General features: G+C 72.1%; 18 protein-coding genes and 1 pseudogene. 10 read left to right on the plus strand and 9 right to left on the minus strand.

All coding sequences use genetic code 11. From position 1 onward, the window contains the following. The first annotated feature begins 12 nt into the window (after nucleotides 1-12). Nucleotides 13-1,479: a UvrD-helicase domain-containing protein gene (locus tag AB0G32_RS20860; protein ID WP_361164993.1), complete on the plus strand. Its 1,467-nt coding sequence runs from the start codon at nucleotides 13-15 to the stop codon at nucleotides 1,477-1,479. A 589-nt stretch (nucleotides 1,480-2,068) separates the two neighbouring features. On the opposite strand, the gene AB0G32_RS20865 is transcribed toward AB0G32_RS20860, so the two are convergent. Then, entirely contained in the window at nucleotides 2,069-2,422 is a 354-nt protein-coding gene (locus AB0G32_RS20865) for a hypothetical protein (protein WP_361164996.1), read from the minus strand. 427 nt (nucleotides 2,423-2,849) lie between these two features. Between AB0G32_RS20865 and AB0G32_RS20870 the strand changes: the two genes are divergently transcribed. The 3 genes from AB0G32_RS20870 (at nucleotide 2,850) to AB0G32_RS20880 (ending at nucleotide 5,774) form a co-directional block, all read left to right on the plus strand. Further along, the gene (locus tag AB0G32_RS20870; RefSeq protein ID WP_361165195.1) at nucleotides 2,850-3,665 is read left to right on the plus strand and encodes an SAM-dependent methyltransferase; all 816 of its coding nucleotides are present in this window, start codon (nucleotides 2,850-2,852) and stop codon (nucleotides 3,663-3,665) included. A gap of 214 nt (nucleotides 3,666-3,879) precedes the next feature. After that, the gene (locus AB0G32_RS20875; RefSeq protein ID WP_361164999.1) at nucleotides 3,880-4,515 is read left to right on the plus strand and encodes a TIGR03086 family metal-binding protein; all 636 of its coding nucleotides are present in this window, start codon (nucleotides 3,880-3,882) and stop codon (nucleotides 4,513-4,515) included. Nucleotides 4,516-4,595: 80 nt separating this feature from the next. After that, the gene (locus AB0G32_RS20880; protein ID WP_361165002.1) at nucleotides 4,596-5,774 is read left to right on the plus strand and encodes a cytochrome P450; all 1,179 of its coding nucleotides are present in this window, start codon (nucleotides 4,596-4,598) and stop codon (nucleotides 5,772-5,774) included. Between the two features lie 18 nt (nucleotides 5,775-5,792). Here AB0G32_RS20880 and AB0G32_RS20885 read toward each other — a convergent pair whose 3' ends face one another. Continuing rightward, nucleotides 5,793-5,939: a hypothetical protein gene (locus AB0G32_RS20885; protein WP_361165213.1), complete on the minus strand. Its 147-nt coding sequence runs from the start codon at nucleotides 5,937-5,939 to the stop codon at nucleotides 5,793-5,795. On the opposite strand from AB0G32_RS20885, the pseudogene AB0G32_RS20890 reads away from it, so the two are divergent. From AB0G32_RS20890 to AB0G32_RS20905, 4 genes and pseudogenes are all read left to right on the plus strand, one after another. Continuing rightward, a pseudogene (locus AB0G32_RS20890) lies at nucleotides 5,886-5,999 on the plus strand (XRE family transcriptional regulator); the annotation flags it as partial. The gene AB0G32_RS20885 and the pseudogene AB0G32_RS20890 sit on opposite strands and share 54 nt — an antisense overlap. A gap of 318 nt (nucleotides 6,000-6,317) precedes the next feature. Beyond that, nucleotides 6,318-13,091 carry a glycoside hydrolase domain-containing protein gene (locus tag AB0G32_RS20895; RefSeq protein WP_361165005.1) on the plus strand — a complete coding sequence of 2,258 codons (6,774 nt, stop codon included), beginning with the start codon at nucleotides 6,318-6,320 and terminating at the stop codon, nucleotides 13,089-13,091. 107 nt (nucleotides 13,092-13,198) lie between these two features. Further along, nucleotides 13,199-14,035, plus strand: a complete 837-nt coding sequence (locus AB0G32_RS20900; RefSeq protein WP_361165008.1) for a helix-turn-helix transcriptional regulator — start codon at nucleotides 13,199-13,201, stop codon at nucleotides 14,033-14,035. Continuing rightward, nucleotides 14,032-14,217 carry a DUF397 domain-containing protein gene (locus AB0G32_RS20905; RefSeq protein WP_361165011.1) on the plus strand — a complete coding sequence of 62 codons (186 nt, stop codon included), beginning with the start codon at nucleotides 14,032-14,034 and terminating at the stop codon, nucleotides 14,215-14,217. The genes AB0G32_RS20900 and AB0G32_RS20905 overlap by 4 nt, the downstream gene beginning before the upstream one ends. A 46-nt stretch (nucleotides 14,218-14,263) precedes the next feature. On the opposite strand, the gene AB0G32_RS20910 is transcribed toward AB0G32_RS20905, so the two are convergent. The 3 genes from AB0G32_RS20910 to AB0G32_RS20920 are packed head-to-tail and all read right to left on the minus strand — an operon-like array spanning nucleotide 14,264 to nucleotide 16,539. Continuing rightward, nucleotides 14,264-14,833 (minus strand): SRPBCC family protein, encoded by a 570-nt coding sequence (locus tag AB0G32_RS20910; protein WP_361165014.1) that lies wholly within the window; start codon nucleotides 14,831-14,833, stop codon nucleotides 14,264-14,266. Further along, on the minus strand, nucleotides 14,833-15,456 hold the full coding sequence (locus AB0G32_RS20915) for an ABC transporter permease (RefSeq protein WP_361165017.1): 624 nt from the start codon (nucleotides 15,454-15,456) through the stop codon (nucleotides 14,833-14,835). The genes AB0G32_RS20910 and AB0G32_RS20915 overlap by 1 nt, the downstream gene beginning before the upstream one ends. A 36-nt stretch (nucleotides 15,457-15,492) precedes the next feature. Next, the gene (locus AB0G32_RS20920) at nucleotides 15,493-16,539 is read right to left on the minus strand and encodes a medium chain dehydrogenase/reductase family protein (protein ID WP_361165020.1); all 1,047 of its coding nucleotides are present in this window, start codon (nucleotides 16,537-16,539) and stop codon (nucleotides 15,493-15,495) included. 168 nt (nucleotides 16,540-16,707) lie between these two features. Here AB0G32_RS20920 and AB0G32_RS20925 point away from each other — a divergent pair, with 168 nt between their 5' ends. Further along, the gene (locus AB0G32_RS20925; protein ID WP_361165023.1) at nucleotides 16,708-18,678 is read left to right on the plus strand and encodes a multicopper oxidase family protein; all 1,971 of its coding nucleotides are present in this window, start codon (nucleotides 16,708-16,710) and stop codon (nucleotides 18,676-18,678) included. 25 nt (nucleotides 18,679-18,703) lie between these two features. Further along, nucleotides 18,704-21,631, plus strand: a complete 2,928-nt coding sequence (locus AB0G32_RS20930) for a LuxR family transcriptional regulator (RefSeq protein ID WP_361165026.1) — start codon at nucleotides 18,704-18,706, stop codon at nucleotides 21,629-21,631. Between the two features lie 18 nt (nucleotides 21,632-21,649). Here the strand turns inward: AB0G32_RS20930 and AB0G32_RS20935 are convergent, their stop codons facing one another. The 4 genes from AB0G32_RS20935 to AB0G32_RS20950 are packed head-to-tail and all read right to left on the minus strand — an operon-like array spanning nucleotide 21,650 to nucleotide 25,654. After that, a complete protein-coding gene (locus tag AB0G32_RS20935) occupies nucleotides 21,650-22,654 on the minus strand; it encodes an ABC transporter substrate-binding protein (RefSeq protein WP_361165029.1) in 1,005 nt (334 codons plus the stop codon). Next, a complete protein-coding gene (locus AB0G32_RS20940) occupies nucleotides 22,651-23,532 on the minus strand; it encodes an ABC transporter ATP-binding protein (RefSeq protein WP_361165032.1) in 882 nt (293 codons plus the stop codon). The genes AB0G32_RS20935 and AB0G32_RS20940 overlap by 4 nt, the downstream gene beginning before the upstream one ends. After that, nucleotides 23,529-24,605: an iron ABC transporter permease gene (locus AB0G32_RS20945; RefSeq protein ID WP_361165035.1), complete on the minus strand. Its 1,077-nt coding sequence runs from the start codon at nucleotides 24,603-24,605 to the stop codon at nucleotides 23,529-23,531. The genes AB0G32_RS20940 and AB0G32_RS20945 overlap by 4 nt, the downstream gene beginning before the upstream one ends. After that, nucleotides 24,602-25,654, minus strand: coding sequence for an iron ABC transporter permease (locus tag AB0G32_RS20950; RefSeq protein ID WP_361165038.1), 1,053 nt, complete (start codon nucleotides 25,652-25,654; stop codon nucleotides 24,602-24,604). Before AB0G32_RS20950 ends, AB0G32_RS20945 begins: the two co-directional genes overlap by 4 nt. Nucleotides 25,655-25,665 lie beyond the last annotated feature (11 nt).

The raw sequence follows: 25,665 nt of genomic DNA on the forward strand, positions 1-25,665 counted from the left end.
CGCTGGCCTGGCATGCGCGGTCTCACGCCGGAGCAACTCCTCACCGCCGCAAGCCCTCACCGCCTCGTCTACGTAGAGGCGCTTCCCGGATCCGGGAAGACGACCGTCTCCCAACAGCGCTTTGGCCTGCACCGCTTCGCGCGCACGATCGATCACCGGGCGGTCGTGGCGGTCAGCTTCACACGCTCGGCCACTGGGGAAATACGTAGCCGCGTGCTTCGACAGTGGGGTCCTTCAGCCCTGGCGTGGCCCCATCGCATCATCACCCTCGACACCGTCCTGAACGACCTGCTCATCCACCTCCTGCGGTCTGGGGTCCTCCAGTGGCCAGGTGGCCACGAGGAACTGGAGGTACTGGACACATGGCGGACACACTTCCCCACCATCCGCACTACCGCGAAGCCCGCTCTCCGCCTCATGGGCACCCAGGTCAGCACCACCTACCTAGCTGAGCCGACGCCGGACAACTACATAAAGCCAGCGGACTTCGCAACTGCGGTCCACGAAGGAAAGTGCACGCACGAGAACGTACGTGAGGTCCTGGACGCGGCCCTCCGCATTGACCGTATCCGCGCCCATGTGACGACCTACTTCGCCATGACGATCAGGTCGCTACTCGTCGACGAGGTCTACGACGCGAACGACCTGGACGTGGAGATCATTCGCATCGCGGCGGAAGCGGGACTGACCGTCACTCTGGTGGGAGACCCCTGGCAAGCCCTTTACGCCTTCCGTGGCGCCCGTCCGCAGAGCGTGCGCCGGGTCATCGAGCTACTGGGATTCGAGCGCCGCGAACTCCAGACGTCGTTCAGGTGGCAGGACAGTACCGACCAGACGTCACTGGCACGTCGACTGCGCCGCAGGGAGCGGGTGGCCCTTCCCGCGGGTGCGGTACGAGATGTCCAAGTCGTCCTCGCCCGGCGCTGGAAGACGCTGTGGGACGGGAGCCCTCACGTCCTCCCGCTGGCCGTCAAGCAGCCATCAGGACCGTTCCAGGAGGCAGTATGCACCTTGCTCCTGAATGAGCTGACCCAAAGTTCCTTTGGCCTGCCGGCTGCATTTATCAGCGATGCTCGGTCCACACTGGGCATCGAAGAGGCTGAAACGTTCGAGGGGCTGCGTCCGGACCTAGAGACTGCTCTTCAGCGCCTGGCGAGCCAGGACGCCATCGGCGAAGTATGGACCGCCTTGACGGAGAGCGTGGTCGCGAAGACGCACTTCGAGCCGTCGGAGAGCCAGAAGCGGACACCCCGCAAGGCGCTCGGTAACCTGCGCTTGCGGCTGGAGGACGCGCACGAGCGACTTGTTCCCGGCCTGACGTGCCACCAGGCGAAGGGTAGGGAGTGGGACAGGGTCGGGGTGAGACTGGAAGAGTCTGACGTCGCCGTGCTCCGAAAGGGGCTCGACCCCGCTGACGAGGCTCACCGCTCGCTCTACGTCGCACTCACCAGGGCACGAGTCCGCAGCCTAGCGGTGTAAACGAAGGGTAGCCTGCAGGACCAAGGATGGTCCTGATCACGACGTCGTGGTCAGGTCGCTGGTGCCGAGCCTCCCTCACAGACCGTTGGGAGTACCGTCCGACGCTAGCGTTCGTTGTCCTTTCCGCGTAACGAGGCTGCGCGTGACGCTCGTTTGACGCTCCGACGGCCCAAAAGGCCACCCAAAGAACCGGAAAGAGGCATCTGACCTGCTCTTTCTCTGTGTTTCGCATGACGTGACGTCTTTCCTATGACCCATCATGTGGAGTGTGTCGCGATCCCTGAACCTGCCGAGAAAGGCCGCTGACTTGCGGCTTCAGTCGATGTGCCGTGACCTGGGTCGCAGAGTGGGCTGGAGGCTGCGTGCGGGTGGCCCGATCCTGCCCGAGGATGGTTCCGTACGGTGGGCTCGGCTTGGAGTCCTTCCTTGCGGAGGGCCCGCATCCCAACGCGCGCAGCCACGGCCGGCGGCGAGCAGACCGGTACGCGTGCCCGCGAGGCCGGCGCACTTGCATGGGTCGCTCCCGCTGCTGCGAGGGCTGACACCAGCCACGCCAAGATCATGGCATCCGTCAGCAGACTTCCGCGCCTCAGCGGAACTCGTGCACTACCTGGATCTCGCCGACGATGTGGGCGTTGAAGTCGTCCAACTCCTCGGCCGGAACCCAGAGCTCGAGGATCGTCCGCCCGCCGGCCCGCTGTACGGGATACCGGCTCAAGAACACCGACTCGACCTCGAAACGAGTGACGAACCCAGCGCCATCGTGCTTCACGTTCCAGTCCCGCGCGATCCTGACCGCGTAGTCCTCGTTGAGGACCGGGTAGAAGATCGGCTGCTCGGGCAGCCGGGGTGGCCAGGCACGCCAATTCAGCTCCCGAACCAGATCCAGCTCCTTGGGGCCGGTGGGGCGCCACAGGGTCGTCGTCGCTCGCTGGCTGGTCATCTGCATCGCTCTCTGCACATAGGCCGCGGGGCGGGTGCCACGGGTCGAGATCGGACGATACCGGCACCGCGAACTCAACAGCTACGCAGTTTCCGCACCCTCCCAGCTCCGTGACCAGCGGCTACGGGACCGCCCTGGCTACGCACCGCGGTAGGCAGGTCTCCCCGTCGGTGCCATCCGCGACGCCCAGTGCAGGACCTAGTTCAGGGTCGATGACGTTCTGGGCGTCGCGGATGGACAGCGACGCGGAGATTCCGGATCACCTGGAGTGACCGAAGCGCTCCATCCGGCTCGACGGGATCCGGGGTGTCAGCCCGGCTGGCTGTGCATGAACCTGGCCTCGCTCATCAGTGCCCCCTGGGGGCCGGCCGTCTAGGCTGGCGCCGTGGCTGATGAGCGGGAGCGGGCGCGGGTGCAGCCGTCGGGAGTGTGGGGTACGGCGGTGGGGGTGGCCCGGGTGCGGGCGTTGGAGAGTGAGCGGGAGGACGCGTTGTTCCGCGATCCGCTGGCGCGGGCCTTCGCCGCCGCCGGCGGCCTGTGGCCCTCCTCGCCGGCGCCGCCCGGCGACGAGGCCGCGCGCCGCCGCCGGCTGGCCGTGTCGTTGTCCATCGTCATCAGGACGAAGTTCCTCGACGACCTGTTGCGGCGGGCCTCCGTGTCCGGGGTACGGCAGGTCGTGCTGCTCGGCGCCGGCATGGACAGCCGGGCCTTCCGCATGGACTGGCCAGAGGGCACCCGGCTGTTCGAGGTCGACACCGCCGCGCCACTGGAGTTCAAGGCTTCGGTGCTGCGTCAGGAGCGGGCCGTCGCGCGCTGCGCGCGGATCACCGTCGCGGCGGATCTGCGTGCGGACTGGCCGGCCGCGCTGGCCGCCGCGGGGCACGACCCGGCGGTGCCGACCGTGTGGATCGCCGAAGGGCTGCTGATCTATCTGCCCGAGGACGCGGTGGAGCTGCTGCTGGCCCGGATCAGCGCTCAGTCGGCGGCAGGCAGCCGGATGGGGCTGACGTTGGGCTCGCGCGGCGTGATCGAGCGCTTCGGCGCGGACGCCGGGCCGGGATCGGCGGCGTCCATGTGGGTCTCGGAGATGCCCGACGACCCGGTGGGCTGGCTGGCCGGGCACGGCTGGGCGGCCGACAGCCACACCCTGCACGAGTGCGCCGCCGCCTACGGCCGCCCGTTCAGCGCCCCGCCGCAGCGCGAGGAGCGGCCCGGCGGACTGATCTCGGCGGTCCGCCGGTAGGGCGCCTTCCGGTCTCGGACGCCGCCGCCACCGCCCAGGGCGCCCGGGACGTCGGCCTGCGGGTTGCCACCGAGTTTGCCCGCCCCGTGCGCACCCGGCCCTGCGTTGACCGGCCAAAGCACCTGGTGGCCATGATCGACACGGTTGAACTCGTATGCGATCGTACGTAGTTCTTACCGACGCGAACGTTCCGCCGCAGCAGGAGGATTCACCCGTGGGCCCGAACGAAACAGAACCGACCTCTCCGCATCCGGTGCTTCCCGTCCTGGACGACTTGGTGCGGGTGATCGGTGCGACGACTCCCCAGCAGGACGCGGCGCCGACGCCGTGCGCCGGTCTGGACGTGGTCTCGCTGCGCGGACATCTGCTCGGCGGGACCGGGTACTTCAGCGTCGTCCTGGCTGATCCCGATGGTGACCGGCGGCCGGATCCCCGGGCGTACGCCGGTCCTGACGGGGCCGACGTCCTGATCGCGGCGGTCCAGGAACTGTCGGTGGCCGTGCGGACCGCCCTGGCCGGTGGCGTGGCGGCGGTTCCGGTGCGGGTGCCCGCGCTGGGTGGCACCTTTCCCGGTGCCTACGTGCTGGACATGCTGCTGACCGAGGCCGTGGTGCACGGCTGGGACCTCGCCCGCGCCACCGGTCAGACCTGGCGCCCCGACCGCGCGGCGTCCGAGCGGGCGCGCGCGCTGCTCGCCGACCAGATCAGACCGGAGTACCGGGGCGGCGCGGGCATGCCGTTCGGGCCCGAGGTGCCGGTGCGTCCGGACGCCCCGGCACTGGACCGGTTGCTGGCTTTCGCGGGCCGCACACCTGACTGGACACCCACGGCCGTCACCCAGGGCGGCTGACCGAGGCCGGGCCGCCCGACGCGGCGACGACGTGGGCGTCGCCGTACGTGCTTCACCTTCGCCCCTCTCCTGGAGAACAGTTGCCCCCCATACCCGTCAGCGACGTCGATCTCTACACCGAATCGGCGCGCGTCGACCCGTACGGCATCTATGCCGAACTCCGGGCTCTCGGACCCGTGGTGTACCTGTCCCGCTACGACCTCTACGCGCTGCCCCGCTACGACGAGGTGCGTGCCGCGCTGATGGACTGGCAGACGTTCTCCTCGGCGCGGGGCGTGTTCGTGGATCCGGACGTCAACGCCCAACTGGAGGGGATCACGCTGTGCAGTGATCCGCCCGAGCACACGGCGATGCGTTCGGTGCTGGGGCGGCCGCTGCGGCCGGACCGGATGCGCGAGGTGACGCCGCGGATCGAGGCCGAGGCCGATCGGGTGGTCGAGCGGCTGGTCGGCCGGGGGAGGTTCGAGGTCGTCACCGAACTGGCGGAGTACCTGCCCATGACCGTGGTGTCCGATCTGGTCGGGCTCCCCGAGCACGGGCGGGAGAAGATGCTGGAGTGGGCCGCGGCCATCTGGAACACCCAGGGGCCCGCCGACCACCGGGCGGCCGCGGCGGGGCCGGCCGTCGCGGAGTTCATGGCGTTCGCCATGCAGGACGCCGTGCCGGGGAAGATCAGCCCCGACGGCTGGGCGGCACAGCTCTACCAGGCCGCCGACCGTGGCGAGATCCCGCACGACAAGTGCCCGGTCATGATGCTCGACTACGTCACCCCCAGCCTGGATACGACCATTCTCGCGATCACCAACGCGGTCGCCCTCTTCGCTCAGCATCCCGACCAGTGGGAACTGCTGCGCGCGGACCGCTCGTTGATCCCGCACGCGATCAACGAGTCGCTGCGGCTGGAAACCCCGGTGCCGCAGTTCAGCCGGGTGCTCACCGAGGACCACGAGATCGGCGGCGTCCGGCTGGCCGCCGGGTCACGGGTCGCGCTGCTCTACGCCTGCGCCAACCGCGACGACCGGCACTACCCGGACCCCACGCGCTTCGACATTACCCGCCGCCCCTCGGACCACCTCGCCTTCGGCCGGGGCGAGCACGTGTGCGTCGGCATGCACCTCGCCCGGCTGGAAATGAGCACCCTGCTGGAAAGGCTCGCCGACCGGGTCGCCGGGTTCCGGACACTGCAACATCAGCCCTTGATCAACAACGGGCTGCGTGGGCTTGAGCGCCTGGAAGTGGCGGTCGAGCCCGCGACCTGAGGGTCAAGCGGACGGCGGTCACTTGACCGGCCGGCGGCGCAGGGGCTGTTGCTGGCCCTGTGGGAGCTGGCGGCCGGGGACCATACGCAGTTCCGTGAGCGATATCGCGAAGCGGAGCGTCCCGGTGTGACCGTCCAGGTGCTCCCGCAGAGCGCTGGGCTGCACGGTCTCCTGGGAGTGGACGTCTGGTACTTGCTCCTTCCGGAGGGGCGGACCGCGGCGTACGACGGTGGCGCGTGCTGGGCCTCCTTCGTCACCGCCGTGAAGAACGGTCGGCTGATGCGCTGAACCCCCTGTACTTGCACTGTTTCCCCGTTGTACGACTACTCCGTATCTGATGGCGGAAGTTGTGCACGCGGTGGAGGCGGCGATGGTGACAACGTTGTCCCGACGGGGCCCGGGCGTGCGCGTATATCGCGATGCTGGAGAGGTTCCGTGTTCGTAAGACCGATAAGATCCATAAGGCGCATAAGGCGCCAAAGATCTACCGGGGCAGCCAGGTTCACCGCCGCCCTGCTAGCCAGCGCCCTCGGCCTCGCCGCGTTGACCGGCACCGCCGGCACGGCCGCAGCCGCCCCGCAGGCGGCGTCCGGCGGCAAGGACTACGCGGCGCTGGTCGACCCCTTCGTCGCCACCGCCGGTGACGACGGCAACGACCTGCCGGGTGCGCAGGCGCCGCACGGGCTGGCCAAGGTCAACCCGATGACCACGCCGAACCGCAACCACTCGGGGTACGACTACAACGAGGACCACATCGCCGGGTTCACCGCGACGAACCTCGACGGCGTCGGCGGTTCCGGCGGCGGCGGTGACCTGCTGGTCGTGCCGACCTCCGAGGAGTACGAGAGCCGGCCGGCCACCAGCACGTACGCGCACGCGTACAGCCACGACGACGAGACCGCGTCGCCCGGTTACTACCAGGTCGGCCTGGACGACCCCGCCGGGACCATCGACGCCGAGATGACGGCGACGACGCGCACGGCGCTGGAGCGCTACAGCTTCCCCGCCGGGTCCAAGCCGCAGCTCGTGCTGGACCTCGCCAACAACTTCACCAGCCGTACCCGCGCCACCCTGGACGCCAAGACGCTGGCGGACGGCACCACGGCGATCGACGGCCTCATCGCCGGGTCGTTCAACGGCGCCTCGTACCGCTTGTACTACCACGCCACGACCAACGTGCCCGTGACCTCCCTCAAGACCTGGGGCGGCGACGGCAAGCTCACCGGCGCCACCGCGCAGGACGGCACCGACACCGGCGCGGTTCTCGGCTTCGACGCGGCCGACGGCGACGACATCGAGCTGCGCGTCACCCTCTCGCCGATCAGCGCCGAGCAGGCCGCCACCGACCAGGCCAACGAGACCGGTGACCTCGGTTTCGACCAGGCGCGGGCGGCGGCGAAGGCCGCCTGGAACAGCACCCTCGGTGCCGTCGCCGTACAGGCGTCCAAGGCGGCCGACCCGGACGCGACGCTGACCAAGCAGTTCTACACGCACCTGTACCGCATGTACGCGCTGCCGGTGAACGCCACCAGCACCAGCGGCACCTACCGGGGTGTCGACGGCGCGGTGCACAAGGCGAACGGGTTCACGTACTACGACGGCTGGTCGTCCTGGGACGACTTCCGCAAGTTCTCCGTCGAGGCGTACATCGACCCGGCCACCTACCGGGACATGGTGCAGTCGGCCGTCATCCTCTTCGCCGACGCCCGCACCGCCGGAAAGAGCCTCAGCAGCCTGACCCACTCGGTGCCGACCGTGCGCTGGGAACGGCTGGCCGTCGTCATCGCCGACGCGCTGTCCAAGGGGTATGACGGCTTCGACCGGCTGGACGAGGCGTATCCCGCGCTGAAGTCGTATGTCGGGTACTACACCGGCACGCAGCTGCGGCAGGGGTACGTCGCGGGTGATCCCGGCACCACCGTGCAGCGCGGCTACGACCAGTGGGCGCTGGCGATCATCGCGGACGCGCTCGGCAAGGACGCGGACGCCGCGAAGCTGCGCACCCAGGCGACGATGGCCATCGACAACCTCGTCAAGTCCGGCGCCTGGACGGCCGCCGACGGCACCGAGGTCGGCCTGCTCACCCCGCGCGCCGCGAACGGCGACTGGGGGAGCGTCGACTACGAGAAGTTCGAGGCGACCGGTCTCTACCAGGGCACGCTGTGGCAGTACAACTGGTACGACGCCTACGACATGGACGGGCTCATCGAGGCGATGGGCGGGACGGAGGCGGGCAAGGCCGCCATCGAGCACATGTTCGGTGAGGACTCCGCCGCCGACGACGGCTCGACCATGCTGCACTCCAACGCCAACGAGATCGATCTGCAAGCGCCCTACCTCTTCAATTACGTCGGTGAGCCCAGCCTGACGCAGAAGTGGGTGCGGTCCATCTACACCAAGGAGACCTGGAACCGGTACATCGCCACCGGGTCGACCAACGAGGCGCCCAGCTCGGGCGGCGAGTTCACCCCGCCGGTCAAGGACAAGGTGTACGAACTCGCCCCGGACGGCTTCCTGCCGACCATGGACAACGACGCCGGCACCATGTCGACCATGTTCGTCGCCGCCGCGCTGGGGCTGTTCCCGGTGACCGCCGGATCCAGCCAGTTCCAGATCGGCAGCCCGTTCTTCGACTCGACGACGATCACCTACGGCAACGGCAGCACGTTCACCGTCAAGGCCGACGGGGTGTCGGACAGCAACTACTACGTGCAGCGCGCCACCCTCAACGGCAAGCGGTTCGACAACACCTGGCTGGACTACTCGCAGATCATCGCCGGCGGGACCCTCGACTTCACGATGGGCGCCAAGCCGTCCTCCTGGGGTGCGAAGACCGAGCCCGCGTACTCGCTGAGCACGAGCACCGACGACGGTGACACCGGGGCGGGCAAGGGCACGTCCGTCCTCGCCGCCCGTCCGGCCACCGTCGCCACCGACGCCGACGGCACCGTCGACGACAGCGTACGGCTCACCCTGTCGGGCAAGGCGACGTTCGCCGCCCGCGAGGGCACCAGCCTCACCAGGTCCGGGGCGGTGTCCGTCACGGGTCTCCCGGACGGCGTCACGGCCGACCTGCGGGTCACCGGCACCCGTACGGCGACCCTCACGCTCACCGGCAGCACCGAGACCGACGTCCGCCTCGGCCTCACCTTCCGGGACGCGGCCTTCGCCCACAAGGTCCCGGCCGCGTCGGTGACCGGCACGGGTGTGTCCGTGACCGACCCGCTGCGCATCTCCGCCGCCGCGGTGCAGCGCGCGGCGCTCAGCGACCTGACCGACCAGGCGTCCCTGGTGCGGGAGGGCAACTACTCCGACGGCTCCTACACCGTCTTCCGCTCGGCGCTCGAACGGGCCCGGACCGCCCTCGCGGACAGCGACGCGGCCACCGCCACCCTGATGGCCGCGCACGACGCCCTGCGGTCGGCGATCGACGCGCTCACCCTCGACGAGGGCGGGTACGCCGTCCTCCAGGCCGAGGACCCCGACCAGAAGGAAGGCCCCAGCCTGGTCAGTGAGGCGTACTACTCGGACGGCGACCTCGGCGGTGTCACCGAGGGGGCATGGGTGCGCTACGCCGGCCTCGACTTCGGCGGCGTCGCCCCGGAGAGCATCTCCGTCCGGTACGCCAACTCGCAGGCCACGACCGCGAAATCGAGCAGCGTCGACGTCCACGCCGGGGACGCCTCCGGTCCGGTCGTCGCCACCGTCTCCCTCCCCGGGACCGGCGGCTGGCAGTACTACACCACCGTCCAGGCGGCCGTCACCGACCCGGACGCGCTGCTGGACGCCGCCGGCGTCACGTTCGTGTTCCACGCGCCGTCCGGGCAGCAGTGGGTGTCGAACTTCGACTGGTTCCAGTTCTCCCCGGATCAGGTCCCCTCGTCCGGCTCCAGCACGACGCTCGCCACCCTCAGCGCGGCCAACTCCACCGCCACCGGCAACGGTTCGGCCGCGCTCAAGCTGTCCAACGGCATCTTCGAGAACGTCACCAACGGCGCCTTTGCCCAGTGGCAGGGCACCGACCTCGGCGACGGCGCCGACACGGTCACCGTCAGCTACGACAAGCCCAGCTCCCGCGCGGCCGCCGACTCGCACATCGAACTGCACCTGGGCGCCAAGGACGGCGACCGGACCGTCGACATCCCGCTCGCCTACACCGGCTCCGGCTGGGGCACCGTCGCCACCACCACCGCGCCGCTGGACCCGGACGTCTTCACCGGCGTCCAGGACGTGTACGCCACGTTCGTCTCCAGCACCCAGACCGACGCCCAGCCCTACGTGGCCAACGTCTACTCCCTCACCCTGACGCGGAGCGCCGACACCCCGGTCGCCCTCGACGCCACGGCGTGGAAGTCGAACAGCGGCGGCGGGCTGAAGAGCGAGACGGCCACCTGGAGCGACGCGGGTTCCGCGACCAGCCTCGGCGGCACCTACGACGGGGCCTGGCTGGACTACGGCGACATCGACTTCGGCGGCTCCGGTCAGGCCAAGAACACCGTCACCATCAGCTACGTCAACAACTCCGCCCGCTGCGGCACCGGTTCCGCCGTCCAGCTCTACCTGGACTCCTTCGACGCGGACAGCCCCGGTACGCCGTACGCGACCGTCCCGCTGCCGGTCACCGGCAGCTCGTGGTCGACGGGCGGCACGACCAGCCTGACCCTGCCCAAGGGCATCACCGGCACGCACGCCGTGCACCTGCGGCTGACGACGACCGCCGACTCCTCGCACCCGTACGTCGCCAACCTCGGCCGGCTCACCTTCAGTCACGTGCAGGCGCCCGCCAGCACGGACCCGGCCGCGCTGCGCAAGGCGATCGAGCAGTACGAGGGTCTCGCCGACGACGCGGACCGCTACGGCACCATCGACTTCGGGGTGTACGAGCGTGAACTCGGCGCCGCTCGCGACCTGCTGGCCGTCGCCGACCAGGCGACCCAGCTCGAAGTCGACACCCGCACCCGCAGCCTCACCCTCGCCGCCAACCAGCTCGTCCCGCTGCCGAGGCTGAAGCTGGAGGACCTGGTCAGCACGGCCTCGGCGCTCACCAACGCCCGTTACACGGAAGCCTCCTGGTCGGCGTTCAGTACCGCGCTCACCGCAGCCGAGGCCGCCGTCGCGGACGACGCGGCGACGGACGCGGCCCTGACCGTCCGGTACCAGGCCCTCGACCGCGCCGTCTCGGCCCTGAAGACGAAGCGCAGGACCGTCCCGGCCGTGCCCGACGCGGTGTCGGTGACGGCGTCCGGCACGAGTGTGAAGGTCGCCTGGGCCGCGCCCGGGGACGACGGCGGTTCGGCGGTCACCGGCTACGAGATCACCCTCAGCGGCGGTCACCAGGTGCGGGTCAAGGACCCGGACACCCGGGCGACGACCTTCACCGGGCTGAAGACCGGCACGTCGTACACGGCCCGGGTCCGCGCGGTGAACGCCGTCGGCACCTCGGCCGCGAGCGCCGCCACCCAGCCCGTGGTCACCGGCGACAGCCGGCCCCAGGCGCCGACCGTGACCGGCGTGGTCACCGACGGCAAGCGGGTCCGGGTGACCTGGAACGCGGCCGGTGACGGCGGACATCCGCTCATCGGCTACACGGTGACCCTCGACGACGGCAGCACGGCGTACACCTCCGGCACGGCCGACACGGCCTGGCTCACCGCGAGCGGCAAGGCGAGCACCCACAGCGCCACCGTCACGGCGGTCACCCTGGCCGGCACCTCGGACACCCCGGACACCTCGGACACGACGGCCGCCACGACCACCGACGCCGACCCCGCCGCCTACGAACCCTCCCCCTTCCCCGACGACACCCTCGACGCCGACTACGCGTCCGACTCCTGGCCCAAGACCGACGACGGGAGCGACTACTTCAACAACCTCCTCAGCGGCATAGACGATCTCGGCACCGACATCCTCGGCGCCAACACCGAGACGGACGAGCTCACCGCGGAGAACGACGAGATCGCCGTACGCGTCAACAACGCGGCGACCCAGGCCCAGGTCGACCGGGCCGAGGTGGACGCGAACAGCAGCGGCACCGTCACCATGGCCGACGGCCTCGGCTCCCGGCTCGGCGAGATCTACCTCGACGCACTGAACGGCGGCGACCTGCCGAAGACGAACGCGCTGTTCGGCCGGGTCACCCAGGACCTCGACACCCACGACGCGGCGAAGGAGTACTACGACTACCTGCGCCCCTACGTGCGGCTCGGGTTCGTCGGCGACGGCGGGCTGATCTACGAGTCGCAGGACGGCGGCTACAGCGGCCTGGCCGGCCAGGGCTCGTACCCGAGCGGTCACACCTACGGCGGCTTCGAGGCGGGCACCATCCTCGCCACGCTGCTGCCGGAGCTGGCCCCCTCGATCCTGGCCCGCGCCTCGGAGTACGGCGACAACCGGATCATCCTCGGCTTCCACTACCCGCTCGACGTGATGGGCGGCCGGATGACCGCCCAGGCGACCGTCGCGCACCGGTGGGCGGACCCCGAGTTCGAGAAACTGCTCACCCAGGCGCACACCGAGATGCAGAACGTGCTGCTCGCGGCGTGCGAGGCGAAGGGGTACGGCGACACGCTCACCGAATGCGCGGGTGACCCGTACGCCGGGCTGAGCACGGCCGAGGACATCGACCTGTACACGCAGCGGCTGACGTACGGCTTCTCGCAGGTCGGCGCCTCCGGCCAGGCGCTGGACGCCCCGTCCGACGCGGCGGCGCTGCTGATCACGGCGTTCCCGCAGCTGACCGCCGAGCAGCGCACGCAGATCCTGGAGCAGACCGCGACCGACTCCGGCTACCCGCTCGACCTCACCGCCGAGGGCGGAGCGAGCTGGCAGCGGATCAACCTCGCGGCGGCGATGGCGGCGAACGTGGTCGTGAACGCCGATGGTTCGGTGACGGTGACCAACTTCTCCGACGCGACGAAGGCGAGTGTCGCGGACGCCTCCGCGATCACCGTCGGGGGCGTGCCGGTCGACGGGTTCGACCCGGCCGTGTCGACGTACGTCGTGGACTGGCCGACGAACGGGAAGCTCCCGGCGGTCGGTGCGGTGGCGGCCGAGTCCGGCGCCCGGGTGAAGGTCAGCACCGGCAGTGACACGGTCTCGTCGTCCGCTGCCGGGTTCACCGCCCGTACCATCACGGTGACGTCGGCCAACGGATCGGTGGTGCGCACCTACACGGTCGGCTTCCAGCGGACGGACCACGATCGCCGGCCGTCCTGGAACCCCACAGGTGCCGGCGGCACCGACCGCGGTGGCTTCGGCGCCACGGACGGCACCGGGCTCTGGTCACCGGCCCGGGAGTGGGAGGCCGCTCTGCGCTGAGCGGCAGGCACCGAACGTGCGCGTACGCTGAGTCAGCGTACGCGCACGTTCGGTGGCGGTACGCGGCTCGATTCGTCACCCTGGACGCGGTACGTACGCATCTGGAGGTGCGCGTGAACGAGTACGTGGAACGGGAGCCCGATCCCTCGGGCAGTCTGCGGACCTTCGGGGCCGTGGTCCAGGCCCTGCGGGAACACGCGGGGCTCAGCCGGGTCGAGTTCGCCCAACGCGTCCGGTTCTCCAAACATACCGTCGCCTCGGTGGAGTTGGGCCGGCGTATGCCGGACGACTCCTTCGTGGAACGGGGCGAGGAGGCGACGGGCAACACGGGCGCGCTGCGGAAGTCGTCGCGGCATCTGGCCCGGGGGGAGGTGGGACTGGCGGCGTGGTTCCGGCGGTGGGCGCTGCTGGAGCGGGACGCGGTGAGTCTGTGTACCTACGAGTGCCGGGTGATTCCAGGGCTGTTGCAGTCGGAGGATTACGCCCGGGCCGTGTTCGAGGGAAGCCTGCCGGTGGCTCCGGACGGGCAGCTCGAAGACTTCATGGCCCGTCGCATGGGACGCCAGCGGATGCTCTTCGAGCGGCCGGCCACGCCGTTCAGCTTCATCGTCGAGGAGCACGTGTTCCGGCGGCGGTTCGGCGGTGCGGAGCAGATGCGGGAGTCCTTGGACCACGTACTGAAGCTGACCGCGCCGCGCAACGTGACTCTTCAGATCGTGCCGTTGGAGGCCGGGTTGCATACCTGCCTTGACGGGCCTCTCCAACTGCTCGAAACCCCGCAGGGCCAACGGCTCGCCTATTCCGAAGGGCAGCAGAATGGCCGCCTGATCTCCGACGTGAAAGAGGTGGGCCTGCTCTACCAGCGCTATGACACACTGCGCTCGCAGGCCCTGAACACCAAGGACTCGCGGGGTCTGCTGGAGCGACTCCGAGGGGAACTATGAGCACGACGGAACTGGCGTGGTTCAAGTCCAGCTACAGCGGCAGCCAGGGGGACAGCTGCGTGCAAGTCGCCGTCACCTCACACGCCGTCCACGTCCGCGACTCCAAGGACGTGACGCGCCCCGACTTCGCGGTCGGCCGGGTCGGATGGACCCGCTTCGTGCGGTACGCCGCCGGACGCTGAGGTACGGGCCTCCCGGCGCCGGCGGGAGGCCCTGACCCGGGCGGTGTTACTCCGCCGTCGCCTTGAGCCGGTTCATCCAGTCGGTCAGGCCGGCGTCGAGCGCGGCCTGGTTGCCGGGGACGTCGGCCTCGACCGGGGCGCCGGACCAGGATTCCTCGGTGGTGGCGAGGACGCCGCCGCGGACCGGCTTGAAGGTGAACAGGTGGACGCCGTCGATGCCGTTGACGGGCGCGCCCCACGCGGTGCAGCGCAGGCGCCGGACCTCGGTGACTGTCGAGGTCACCTTCATGTTCTGCGGGGACCACGTGAAGACCGAGCCGGGGCGCAGCGGGCCCGGCGTCAGCTTCGCGGCGGGGGTGATCTCCGGTATCCAGGCGGACCACGCGTCGATGTCGGTGTGCAGGTTCCAGATCTTCTTCAACGGCGCCTTGATCAGGACGCTCGCCCGGCTGACGACCGGCGCGCTCTTGTCGACGGTCACGTCGCCGCACCGCTGGAAGTGGGAGGAGGGGGAGGAGGGGGCGGCGGCGGTCGCCGCGGCGGGGGCGGTGAGGGTCGTCGCGGTGGCGAGGGCGGCGAGGGCCAGGCCCTGGAGGAGGGTGTGCCGGGCGGTCATCAGGTGGTTCCCTTTCGAGGTGAGGTGCCGGTGCGGCGGAGTTCGAGCACCGACGCGACGGCGTACGCGCCGCCGCCGGCCAGGGTGAGGACCCAGTACAGGCCGGGGTTGCCGAGCAGCAGGGCCGCCGTGGAGGTCAGGGCGAGCCAGGTGCCGAGGGTGTAGTGCAGCGCGTTGCGGCGGGCGGCGCCCTCGGCGACGTAGAGGAGGCCGACGACGAGGCCGGAGCCGGTGGGCCAGAGCAGGGTCTGGATGTCGGGGTTGTCGACGGTGGCGGCGAGGCCCGTGATGGCGAGGAACAGGGCGCTGAAGGCGGTCACCCAGGCGGCGCCGAGCAGTTTGCCGGTGAGCACCTCGGCGGGGTCGGTGGCGGCGCGCTGGGCGCGCAGGGCGGCGGCGGTGGCCACCACGGTGCCGGTGGCGAGCCCGGCGCCGAGCAGGGTCATCGGCAGCCAGCCGGGCAGGTCGAGCAGCGGCGTGCCGCCCTTGGAGAGGGCGGCGGAGCCGTGGCCGAGTACGTAGGCGAGACCGAAACTGACGTAGGTGGCGCGGTTGTCGACGTCGCCGAGCGGGCGGGCCCGGCGGACGGCGGCGGGCGGGGTGACGGCGGTGGTGAGGGACATGGGAGGGCCTCCGGGGCTGGGTGGAGTGGGGGTGTGTCACGCCTCGGGGACGAGGACGACCTTGCCGGCGACGGTGCGGGACTCGGCCAGGGTGAGCGCCGCGGTGGTCTCGGACAGCGGGAACTCCGCGGCGATCTGCGGAGTCAGGACGCCGTCCGCCAGCAGGCCCAGCACCTGGGCGAAGTCCTCGTTCAGCCGCTGCTGCCAGGAGGCGCGGCAACGGCGCTTGCCCGCCCAGAAGTTGTAGAAGTGCGCGCTCTTGCCGTTGGGCAGCGCGTTCCACGCGTTGAGCCGGGCGAACAGCTTCAGCACCGGCAGCTGCGAGCTGCCGTCCTCGTCCTTGGTGGCCGCGGTGCCGTACGAGACCAGCGTGCCGCCCTTGCGCAGCAGCCGCCAGGACTCCTCCACCGCGTCGCCGCCCACGTGGTCGAAGACCGCGTCCACGCCGTCCGGGGCCAGTTCGCGGATGCGGGCGTACAGGTCCGGGTCGCGGTAGTCGACCGGGGTCGCGCCCAGCGCGGTGACGGTGTCGTGGTGGCGCGGGGAGGCGGTGCCGATCACGGTGATCCCGGCGTGCCGGGCGAGTTGGACCAGGGTGGAGCCGACGCCGCCGTTGGCGCCCAGCACCACGACGGTGCCGCCGGCGGCCACCTTGGCGACGCGGTGCAGCAACTGCCAGGCGGTGATGCCGTTGACGACCAGGGTCTCCGCGGCGACGGCGTCCACCGCGTCCGGTACCGGCATCAGGTCCACGGCGTCCACCAGCAGATGACTGGCCCACGCGCCGATCTTGGTAACCGCGGCGAACCGGCGGCCGATCACCGCCGCGTCCACGTCCGGGCCGGCCGCCGTCACCGTGCCCACCACGTCGTAGCCGGGCACGAAGGGGAACGGCGGCTGGTCGTAGTACTTGCCGCGCCGCATCTGCTGCTCGGCGAAGCACACGCCGGTCGCGTCCATCCGCAGCACGACCTGGCCCTTGGCCGGGGCGGGCAGCTCACGGACGCGCAGTTCCAGCCCCTCCGGCTCGACCTTGCCGGGCAGGACGATCTCGGTGACGGAAGTGGTGGCGGTGCTGTTCATGGCGTACCTCTGAGGGCTTGTCAGTGCTGCGGCTGTTTGCTTACGGCTGTAATGCTACAGGCGTTAGGTCATTGGTCGCAACTGAGTGCGCCACTCGATTCGATGGGGTTGCCGTGGCGGAACTCGGGGTATCGATCCCGAACGCGACGGGGCGGCCAGCCTCTTGGCGTGGCGCGCCCGCTCGCGTCGGTGAAGTCCGCCTACGTGGTGGCGGCCGGCCGGGATGGGTGGCGGACGCCGACGCGGGCGTCGGCCGCCGGTCAGCACCGTGATCGCGTGTTCCTCTCCCTCTTCTTCGCAGACGCCGCCCTCGCCCTGCTGGCGACGGCCGCCGCCCTCGTCGCCGGCGCCCGGGCGGCCCGGTCCGACCGGCGGCCGCGCCGGTGGCTGCACCTCACCGCGGCCCTGGTGGCGGCCCGGCTGGTCATCGCGCTCGTCGTACTCGGCCGGGGCCTGCTGCTGGCCGACTCGCGGCTGTTCGTGCAGGTGCCGCTGGCGACGCTGCCGGTGGCCTGGGCGGTGTGGCGGCCGGGCCGGGCCGCCGTCCAGGTCGCGGCGGCCGGCGTCACGTTGTCGGCCTGGTGGCTGTACGTGCCGTTCGGCCCGCAGGACACCGGGTACGTGCTGGTCGGGTCGGTGGCGGCGCTGGCGATGATCGGCGGGCTCTCCACCGGCCTCGGCGCGTGGCGGCGGTCGGGGACCCGGGCCGCGCGGGTGCCCTGGCTGTCGGCGGTGTTCCTGCTGGTGCCCGCGGTCGCGCTGGTGCTCGGCGGGCAGGCGGGCGCGGTGGCGCCGGGCGGACATCAGCACGCCGTGGGCGGGGGCGGTGTCGGGGTCGGGGTTGGGGTCGACCAGCTCACCGGGCCGCGCGACCGGGAGCCCGATGTCCGGGTGACCCTGACGGCGGCTCATGGGACGGTCCGGCTGGCCTCCGGGCGGACCGTGGCCGCGCTCACCTTCAACGGCGTCGCGCCCGGGCCCGAGATACGGGTGGCCCGGGGGCAGTTGGCCGAGGTGACGCTCGTCAACCTCGATGTCGAGGAGGGCGTGACCCTGCACTGGCACGGCGTCGACGTGCCCAACGCCGAGGACGGTGTGCCCGGGGTGACCCAGGACGCCGTCCGGCCGGGGCAGCGGCACGTCTACCGGTTCGTGCCCGACCGCGCGGGCACCTTCTGGTACCACACCCACCGGGAGGCCCTGGACACCGTGCGGCGGGGGCTGTTCGGCTCGCTGATCGTGACGGAACCGGACGCGGCTCGCTTCGACGGGATCGAGCGGACCGTCTTCACCCATGAGTGGCCGGTCGAGGGCGGTTCGGCCGTCCCCGCCCTCGACCGCGCCGACCGGCCCGCGCGGTACGCCGCCGGCGCGGGCCGGAAGGTCCGGCTGCGGCTGGTCAACAGCTCCACCGACCCGCGCCGGATACATGTCGGCGGTGCTCGCTACACCGTCACCGCCCTCGACGGCAACACCGTCCGGGGTGCCGATCCGGTCGATCCGGGCACCGATCTGCTGCTGGCCGCGGGCGGGCGCTACGACATCGCCTTCACCATGCCGGACACGCCGGTCACCCTCGGCTACTCCGGCGACGGCGGCACCGCCGCCCTCGCCCTCAGCCCGGACGGCACCGCCCCACCCGCCGACCTCGACGACGGCACGCTCTTCGACCCGCTCAGCTACGGAACCGGCACCGAGGCCGCACCGGTCGCCTACGACCGTACGTACGACCTGCGGCTGGACGACGGATTCGGGTTCGGCCAGAACGGGTTCGGGTTCGTCAGCAGCCTGATCAACGGGCGGCTGTACCCGGCCGTGCCCACCCTGGAGGTCACCGAGGGCGACCGGGTGAAGGTGCGGATCGCCCACCGCGGCTTCAACGACCACCCGCTGCACCTGCACGGCCACCGGATCCAGGTGCTCTCCCGCAACGGCACGCCCGCCACCGGCAGCCCCTGGTGGACCGACACCCTCAACGTCGCCCCGGGCGACGTCTTCGAGATCGCGTTCACCGCCGACAACCCCGGCATCTGGATGGACCACTGCCACAACTTCGAGCACGCCGCCGACGGCATGATCATGCACCTCGCCTACACCGGCGTCAGCAGCCCCTACGAGGCGGACCACATGCCTGAGTGACCGCTTCTCCCTTAACGTATGCGCCATGACGTCGGCACCACCTTCCGCGCAACTCATAGGCAGACACGCGGAGATGCGCCGTCTCGACGAGCTGACCGGCGCCGCCCGCGAGGGCCGGGGCGGGGCGCTGGTCCTGCGCGGCGAGGCGGGCATCGGCAAGAGCGCGCTACTGGCGCACGCCGGGCGGTCGGCTGCCGGGCTGCGCACCCTGCGGGCGTCCGGGTCGCAGTACGAGCGGGAGTTGCCGTTCGCCGCCCTGCACCAGCTCTGCGTACCGCTGCTGCCGCATCTGGCCGGCCTGCCCGAGGGGCACCGCGCGGCGCTGCGGAACGCGTTCGGGCTGGCCACCGGGGCGCCGGACGTGTTCCGGATCGGCCTGGCGGCCCTGGAGCTGCTGGCCTGCGCGGCCCGCGAACGGCCACTGCTGTGCCTGATCGACGACGCGCACTGGCTGGACGCGGCGTCCTCGCGGGTGCTGACCTTCGTCGCCCGGCGGGTCGGCTGCGAACCGGTCGCCCTGGTGTTCGCGGCCCGGTCGCAGCCGGGGGTGGGTGGAGTGGATGGCGTGCCTGATTCGGGGGTGGGTGGGCTGGGCGGTCTGTCTGCTCCGGCCGTGGACGGGCTGGACGGGCCGGACCGTCTGCGCGTTCCGGCGGCGGGCGGGCTGGACGGGCCGGGCGGTCTGCCTGTTCCGGCGGTGGACGGGCTGGACGGGCCGGATCGTCTGCCCGTTCCGGCGGTGGACGGGCTGGACGGGCCGGATCGTCTGCCCGTTCCGGCGGCGGGCGAGTTGGACGACCTGCCCGTGCTGCCGGTCGGTGGGCTGGGTGATGCCGACGCGCGGGCGCTGCTGGCCGCGCGGGGGCATGTGGCGGTCGACGACCAGGTGTACCGGCGGCTGCTGGCCGAGGCCCGGGGCAACCCGCTCGCGCTGCTCGAACTGCCCCGGGCCGGCGGGTTCGGCGCGCCGGACACCTCGTCCGTGCCGACCCGGATCGAGCGCGGGTTCCGGGCCAGGCTGGCCGGACTGTCCGACGCGACGCGGCTGCTGCTGACCGTCGCGAGCGCCGATCCGACCGGCGACCCCGGGCTGCTGTGGCCCGCCGCCCGGCGCCTGGACCTCGACCCGGCGGCGGCCGGCGCGGCGGCGACCGGCACCGGGCTGATCGAGTTCGGCACCCGGGTCCGCTTCTGCCACCCGCTGGCCCGGTCCGCCGTCTACCGGGCCGCGTCACCCGCCCTGCGGCACACCGCCCACCGGGTGCTGGCCGAGGTCACCGACCCGGTCCACGACCCCGACCGGCGGGCCTGGCACCGCGCCCAGGCCGGCACCGGCCCCGACGAGGACATCGCCGCCGAACTGGAACGCTCCGCCGACCGTGCCCGGGCCCGTGGCGGAGTGGTGGCCGCCGCCGCCTTCCTGGAACGCGCGGCGGCCCTGTCCCTGGACACCGCCAAGCGCACCGAACGCACCCTCACGGCGGTCCGGGCCGGACTGGAAGCCGGACTCACCGACGCCGCCGCCGAACTGCTCACCACGGTCGAGAACACCGCCCTGGACACCGACCAGCACGCCCGGGTCGACCTGCTGCGCGGCCGGCTCGCCTTCTCCCGGCACAACGACGGCAACGGCCCGCTGTTCATGCTGCGCGCCGCCCAGCGGCTGGCCGGCTCCGACCCGGAACGGTCCCGCGAGTGCTTCCTGGACGCCCTGGAGATGAGCCTGGTCGTCGGCCGGGCCGCCGGGGTGATGGACACGGTGCTGGCCGCCGCCCGGTCCGCGCCGCCGGTACCCCGTGCCCCCGACGTCCTGGACGCCCTGATCCGGCTGGAACGGGACGGACACCGGGCGGCGGTCCCGCTGCTGCGCGCGGCCCTGGACGGCGACGGGGCCCCGCTGTGGACCAGCCGGCCCGCCCTCGCCGTCATCCTCGCCAGCGAACTGTGGGACCCGCACACCCACGCGGCGATCACCGACTGGCTGATGAAGACCGGCCGCGCGTCCGGCGCACCGCTGCTGCTGCGCCTCGGCCTGGCCCAGACGGTGTCCGGCGCCGCGCTCTGCGGCGACCTCGGGCAGGCGGAGGCCGCCGTGGTGGAGGAGGCGGCGCTCGCCGACGCGACCGGCGGGCCGCCGGTGACGTACCACCGGCTGCAACTGGCCGCGCTGCGGGGCCGCCGGGCGGCGGCGCTGGAGCTGTTCGACACGGTCAGCGCGGCGGCCACGGCGCACGGTTCGGGGCAACTGGTCGCCAACACCCACTGGGCGGCGGCCGTGCTCCACAACGGCCTGGGCGACTACCCGGCCGCGCTGGACGCGGCCCGGCGGGCCGCCGCACCCGGCGACCTGTTCCTCGCCGGGTTCTCGCTGCCCGAGCTGATCGAGGCGGCGGTGCGGTGCGGTGAGCGCGAGGCGGCCGGCGCCGCCCTGGAGTCGCTGACCGAACGCACCGCGGCCGGCGGCACCGCCACCGGCCTGGGCATCGCGGCGTACGCGCGCGGCCTGGTCACCGGCGTCGAGGACCACTACCGGGAGGCCGTCGAGCACCTGGACCAGAGCCCGCTGGTGCCGTACCTGGCCAGGGCCCATCTGCTGTACGGGGAGTGGCTGCGCCGCCAGGGCCGCCGGCGCGACTGCCGGCCGCATCTGCGCACCGCGCACGAACTGCTGGCGGAGGCGGGCGTCGAGGCGTTCGCCCGGCGGGCCGCCGACGAACTGCGGGCCACCGGGGAGGTGGCCCCCGCCCGGTCCGGACGGCCCGCCCAGGGCCGGCTGACCGCGCAGGAGGCGTACATCGCCCGGCTGGTCGCCACCGGCGCGACCTCCAAGGAGGTCGCCGCCCGGCTGTTCCTCAGCCCGCGCACCATCGACGCGCACCTGCGCAACATCTTCCGCAAGCTCGGCGTCACCTCGCGCCGGCAGCTCCGGGACCATCCCGGCCTCGGTGACTGACCGGGGCCGGGCCCGAGATCAGCCGGTGACCGGCTTCGCGTCCGTGATCCAGCCGGTGAGCTGCTCGATGTAGTCCGCCTGCGACACGTAGTCCAGCGCCGCGGAGACCCACGGCTGCACCTGGCCGGAGGTGAGCGCCGGGGCGTCCGCGACGGTGGGCTGCTTCTTCAGCTGCGCGGTGTCGTAGCCGGCCTGCTGGAGCAGCCACAGGTCGCCGCCGATCTGACCGGCGTTCTCCCAGCTGTAGTTGCCCCAGTAGTAGCCCTTGGGCTTCGGCTCGAAGAACGTCACGCCGAGGTCGGCGAGCAGGTCGAGGGCCGGGTCCTCGTGCGCCTTGGCGACGCTGACGCCGTCGCTGTCGGCGTACAGCGCGGTCACGGTCACCGGGCCCGCGGCCACCGCCTTCTTCAGACCGGCCGCGGCGGTGTCGTACCGCTGCTTCGCCTTGTCGACGGTCGCGGAGTCGGCGCCGAGCGCCTCGGCGAGCTTGGTGGTGCTGTCGACGACGTCGCCGCCGTCGCCGCCGAGCAGGACCGTGATGACCGGCGCGATCGCCTCGACCTGCTTCTGCTGGGCGAGGTCCTTGAAGCCGTAGTCGGGCTGGGTCTTGTCGATGGTGCCCTTGGCGTCCGTCGGGTAGACCTCGGAGACGATGACGTCGGGCCGGGCCGCCGCCAGCTTCTCCAGGTCGATCTCGCCGTAGGCGGTGCCGATCTGCGTGATGCCGGAGGTGTTCAGGTCGTCGAAGCGGGCGTCGTCCTTGATGGACGAGTAGCCCCAGGACGCGACCGGCTCCAGGCCGTAGTGCAGCAGCGGGACCACCTGGTCGTTGATGCCGGCCACCCGGGTCGGGGCCTGGTCGAGGGTGACGGTCTTGCCGAGGTCGTCGGTGAAGGACCAGGAGCCCCCGGAGGCGGCGGACTTCGCGGTGTCCGAGCCGGACGACTCGGAGGAGCAGGCGGTCAGGACGGCGAGGGCGGCGACGGCGGCCGCTATCGGGAGGAGGCGGGGGACAGCTCTCATGGTGTGGCGTTGCTCCTAGTCTCACTTGGGGCGGGGAGGGCGACCGGGGCGTCGTCCTCCTCCGGCAGCACGAGCGGGGTGCCGGTGACCGGGTCCGGGATCACCCGGGCGCGCAGTCCGAACGCGCGGGCCAGCAGGTCCGGTTCGAGTACGTCGTGCGGGACGCCGTCGGCGAGCACGCCGCCGTCGCCGATGACCACCAGACGGTCGGAGTAGCGGGCGGCGAGGCCGAGGTCGTGCAGGACCATCACGACGGTGGTCCCCGACTCGCGGTTCACCCGGCGCACCAGCCGCAGTACGTCGAGCTGGTGGGCGAGGTCGAGGAAGGTGGTCGGCTCGTCCAGGAGCAGGGTCGGCGCCTGCTGGGCGAGGACCAGCGCGATCCACGCGCGCTGCCGCTGGCCGCCGGAGAGTTCGGTCACCGGACGGTCGGCGGCCGCCAGCAGGCCGGTGTCGGCCAGGACGCGGTCCACCACCGCGTCGTCGGCGGGGGTCCAGGGCCGGGCCCAGCTCTGGTGCGGGTTGCGGCCGCGCATCACCAGGTCGCGCACGCTGGTGCCGGGCGGGGCGACCGGGTTCTGCGGCAGGATCGCCAGCCGGCGCGCCACCGCCCGGGACCGCTGCCGCTTGAGCGGCTCGCCCTCCAGCAGGACCGTGCCCGCGCTCGGGGCCAGCAGCCGCCCGAACGCCTTCAACAGGGTCGACTTGCCGCATCCGTTGGCGCCGAGCAGCGTCGTCACGGTGCCCGCCTCGATGGTGAGGTCCAGTCCGCGCAGCACGGTGCGGCCGTCGTAGCCGAGGGTCACGTCCCGGGCCTGGAGGACCGGCGTGGGCACGTCCGGCGCGGGAGTGGTCAGGTCCGGCGGGGGAGCGGTCACGTCGTCATCTCCTTGCGGTTCCTCAGCAGCAGCCAGATCAGACAGGGCGCGCCGAGCGCGGTGGTCACGATCCCGACCGGCACGTCCCACGGGAAGACGGTGCGGGCCAGCGTGTCGGCGGCCAGCACCAGGCAGCCGCCGGTCAGTCCGGACAGCAGCAGCGGGGGACGGGTGGCGCCGGCCGCGCGGACGGCGATCTGCGGGGCCACGAACGCGATGAAGCCGACCGGTCCGGCCGCCGCCACCGAGGCCGCCGTCAGCAGCACCGTCAGCAGCAGCACCGCCAGCCGGTGCAGCTGGACCGGCAGTCCGACGCCGCGCGCGATCTCGTCGCCGAGGTGCGACACGGTCAGCGCCGCGCTGCCGGCCAGCGCCAGCGGGACCAGGACGGCGACGACGCCGAGCAGCGGCCACACCCCGTCCCAGGAGGAGCCGGAGACCGATCCCACCAGCCACTGCGAGGCGGCCGTCACCTGCGTGATCCGGGCCTGCACGAGCAGATAGCTGGTGCCCGCGTCGAGCACCGCCCCGACGCCGATGCCGACCAGCACCAGCCGGTAGCTGTGCACCCCGCCGCGCCAGCCGAGCCCGTACACCAGCGCGCCGGCCACGATCGCGCCGAGCGCCGCGACGCCGGGCACGCCCGCGCCCAGCAGCGCGCCGCCGACGCTCTCCCCGCCGCCGCCGATGACGATCGCGGCGACCGCGCCGAACGACGCGCCGGAGGTGATGCCGACGACGTCGGGGGCGGCGAGCGCGTTGCGGGTGACGGTCTGCATCAGGGCCCCGGCGACGCCGAGCGCGAGGCCGACCAGCGCGCCGGTGAGCACCCGCGGCAGCCGCAGGTCGACGACGATGAGCCGTTCCAGCGGGTCGCCCCGGCCGACCAGCGCGCGCAGGATGCCGGCCACTCCGACCTCCGAGCCGCCGACCGCGATCGCGGTGACCACCAGGGCGACGGTGAGCAGTAGCGCGGCGCAGGTGACGGCCAGGACGCGGGGGCGCCAGGCGAAGCCGAGCGGGCCGACGAGCAGCCCGCGCCGGGCCGCACGGGCGGTGGACGCGGTACTCACAGGCTCACCAGTGACCTGCGCCGGGCCACCGCCACGAAGAACGGTCCGCCGATGACGGCCAGCACGATGCCCACCTGGATCTCCGAGAAGCCGCCGATCAGCCGGCCCACGATGTCCGCGCCCAGCACCAGCAGGGCGCCGGTCAGCGCGGCGGCGGGCAGCAGCCACCGGTGGCCGGCCCCGACCAGCGCCCGCGCCAGGTGCGGCACGACCAGGCCGACGAAGGCGATCGGCCCGGCCGCCGCCGTCGCGGCGGCCGTGAGCAGGGTGATGGAGGTGAGCCCGACCGCCCGGGCCACCAGCAGGTTCTCGCCCAGGCCGCGGGCGAGTTCCTCGCCGAGGGCCAGGTTGTCCAGGGCGCGTACGTTGAGTGCGGCGAGGACGAGTCCGGCCACCGCGAACGGCACGGCCGCCCAGATGTCGTCGAGTTGCCGTCCGGAGAGCGAGCCGACCACCCACAGCTGGTAGCTGCGCAGGCTCTCCCGGTCGGCCAGGGTCAGGAACGAGGTGAACGCGGCCAGCAGCGCGGAGACCGCCGTACCCGCGAGCGCCAGCGGCACCGGGCTGGCGGTGCCGCTGCCGGCCACCGTGACGGCGAACGCGGCCAGGCTCGCCAGCAGCGCGCCGGCCAGCGCGAAGCCGACCGAGGCGGCGCCGCCCGACACGCCGAACGCCACGATGCCGAGGACGACGGCGAGACCGGCGCCCGCCGAGACGCCGAACAGCCCCGGGTCCGCGAGGGGGTTGCGGGTGTGGCCCTGCATGACGGCCCCGCCGACTCCCAGGCACACCCCGACCAGCAGGCCGATGACGGTACGCGGCACCCGGGAGCCGTAGACGACGGAGGCGTCGGTGCCCGATCCTGGGTGCAGCAGGCCGTGCAGGACCGCCGCGGGCGCCAGCCGGTTGCTGCCCAGCAGAATGCTGGCCAGGCAGCCGAGGGCGAGCACCGCGAACAGGGCGAGGAGGACACCGGCGCGGGACGCGCGGGTGGGCCGAGGCCGGCGTGGCCGGCGGGCGGCCTCGGTCGGCGTCGTGGCGATGATCACGAACTTAGCTT

Source organism: Streptomyces sp. NPDC023723 (genome assembly GCF_040639815.1).
Classification (GTDB): Bacteria; Actinomycetota; Actinomycetes; order Streptomycetales; family Streptomycetaceae; genus Streptomyces.

Bases quoted from the DNA above. Each gene is read 5' to 3' on its own strand.
- AB0G32_RS20860 (WP_361164993.1), top strand. From the start codon at position 13: ATGCGCGGTCTCACGCCGGAGCAACTCCTCACCGCCGCAAGCCCTCAC.
- AB0G32_RS20930 (WP_361165026.1), top strand. From the start codon at position 18,704: ATGACGTCGGCACCACCTTCCGCGCAACTCATAGGCAGACACGCGGAG.
- AB0G32_RS20905 (WP_361165011.1), top strand. From the start codon at position 14,032: ATGAGCACGACGGAACTGGCGTGGTTCAAGTCCAGCTACAGCGGCAGC.
- AB0G32_RS20910 (WP_361165014.1), bottom strand. From the start codon at position 14,833: ATGACCGCCCGGCACACCCTCCTCCAGGGCCTGGCCCTCGCCGCCCTC.
- AB0G32_RS20935 (WP_361165029.1), bottom strand. From the start codon at position 22,654: ATGAGAGCTGTCCCCCGCCTCCTCCCGATAGCGGCCGCCGTCGCCGCC.
- AB0G32_RS20865 (WP_361164996.1), bottom strand. From the start codon at position 2,422: ATGACCAGCCAGCGAGCGACGACGACCCTGTGGCGCCCCACCGGCCCC.
- AB0G32_RS20915 (WP_361165017.1), bottom strand. From the start codon at position 15,456: ATGTCCCTCACCACCGCCGTCACCCCGCCCGCCGCCGTCCGCCGGGCC.
- AB0G32_RS20920 (WP_361165020.1), bottom strand. From the start codon at position 16,539: ATGAACAGCACCGCCACCACTTCCGTCACCGAGATCGTCCTGCCCGGC.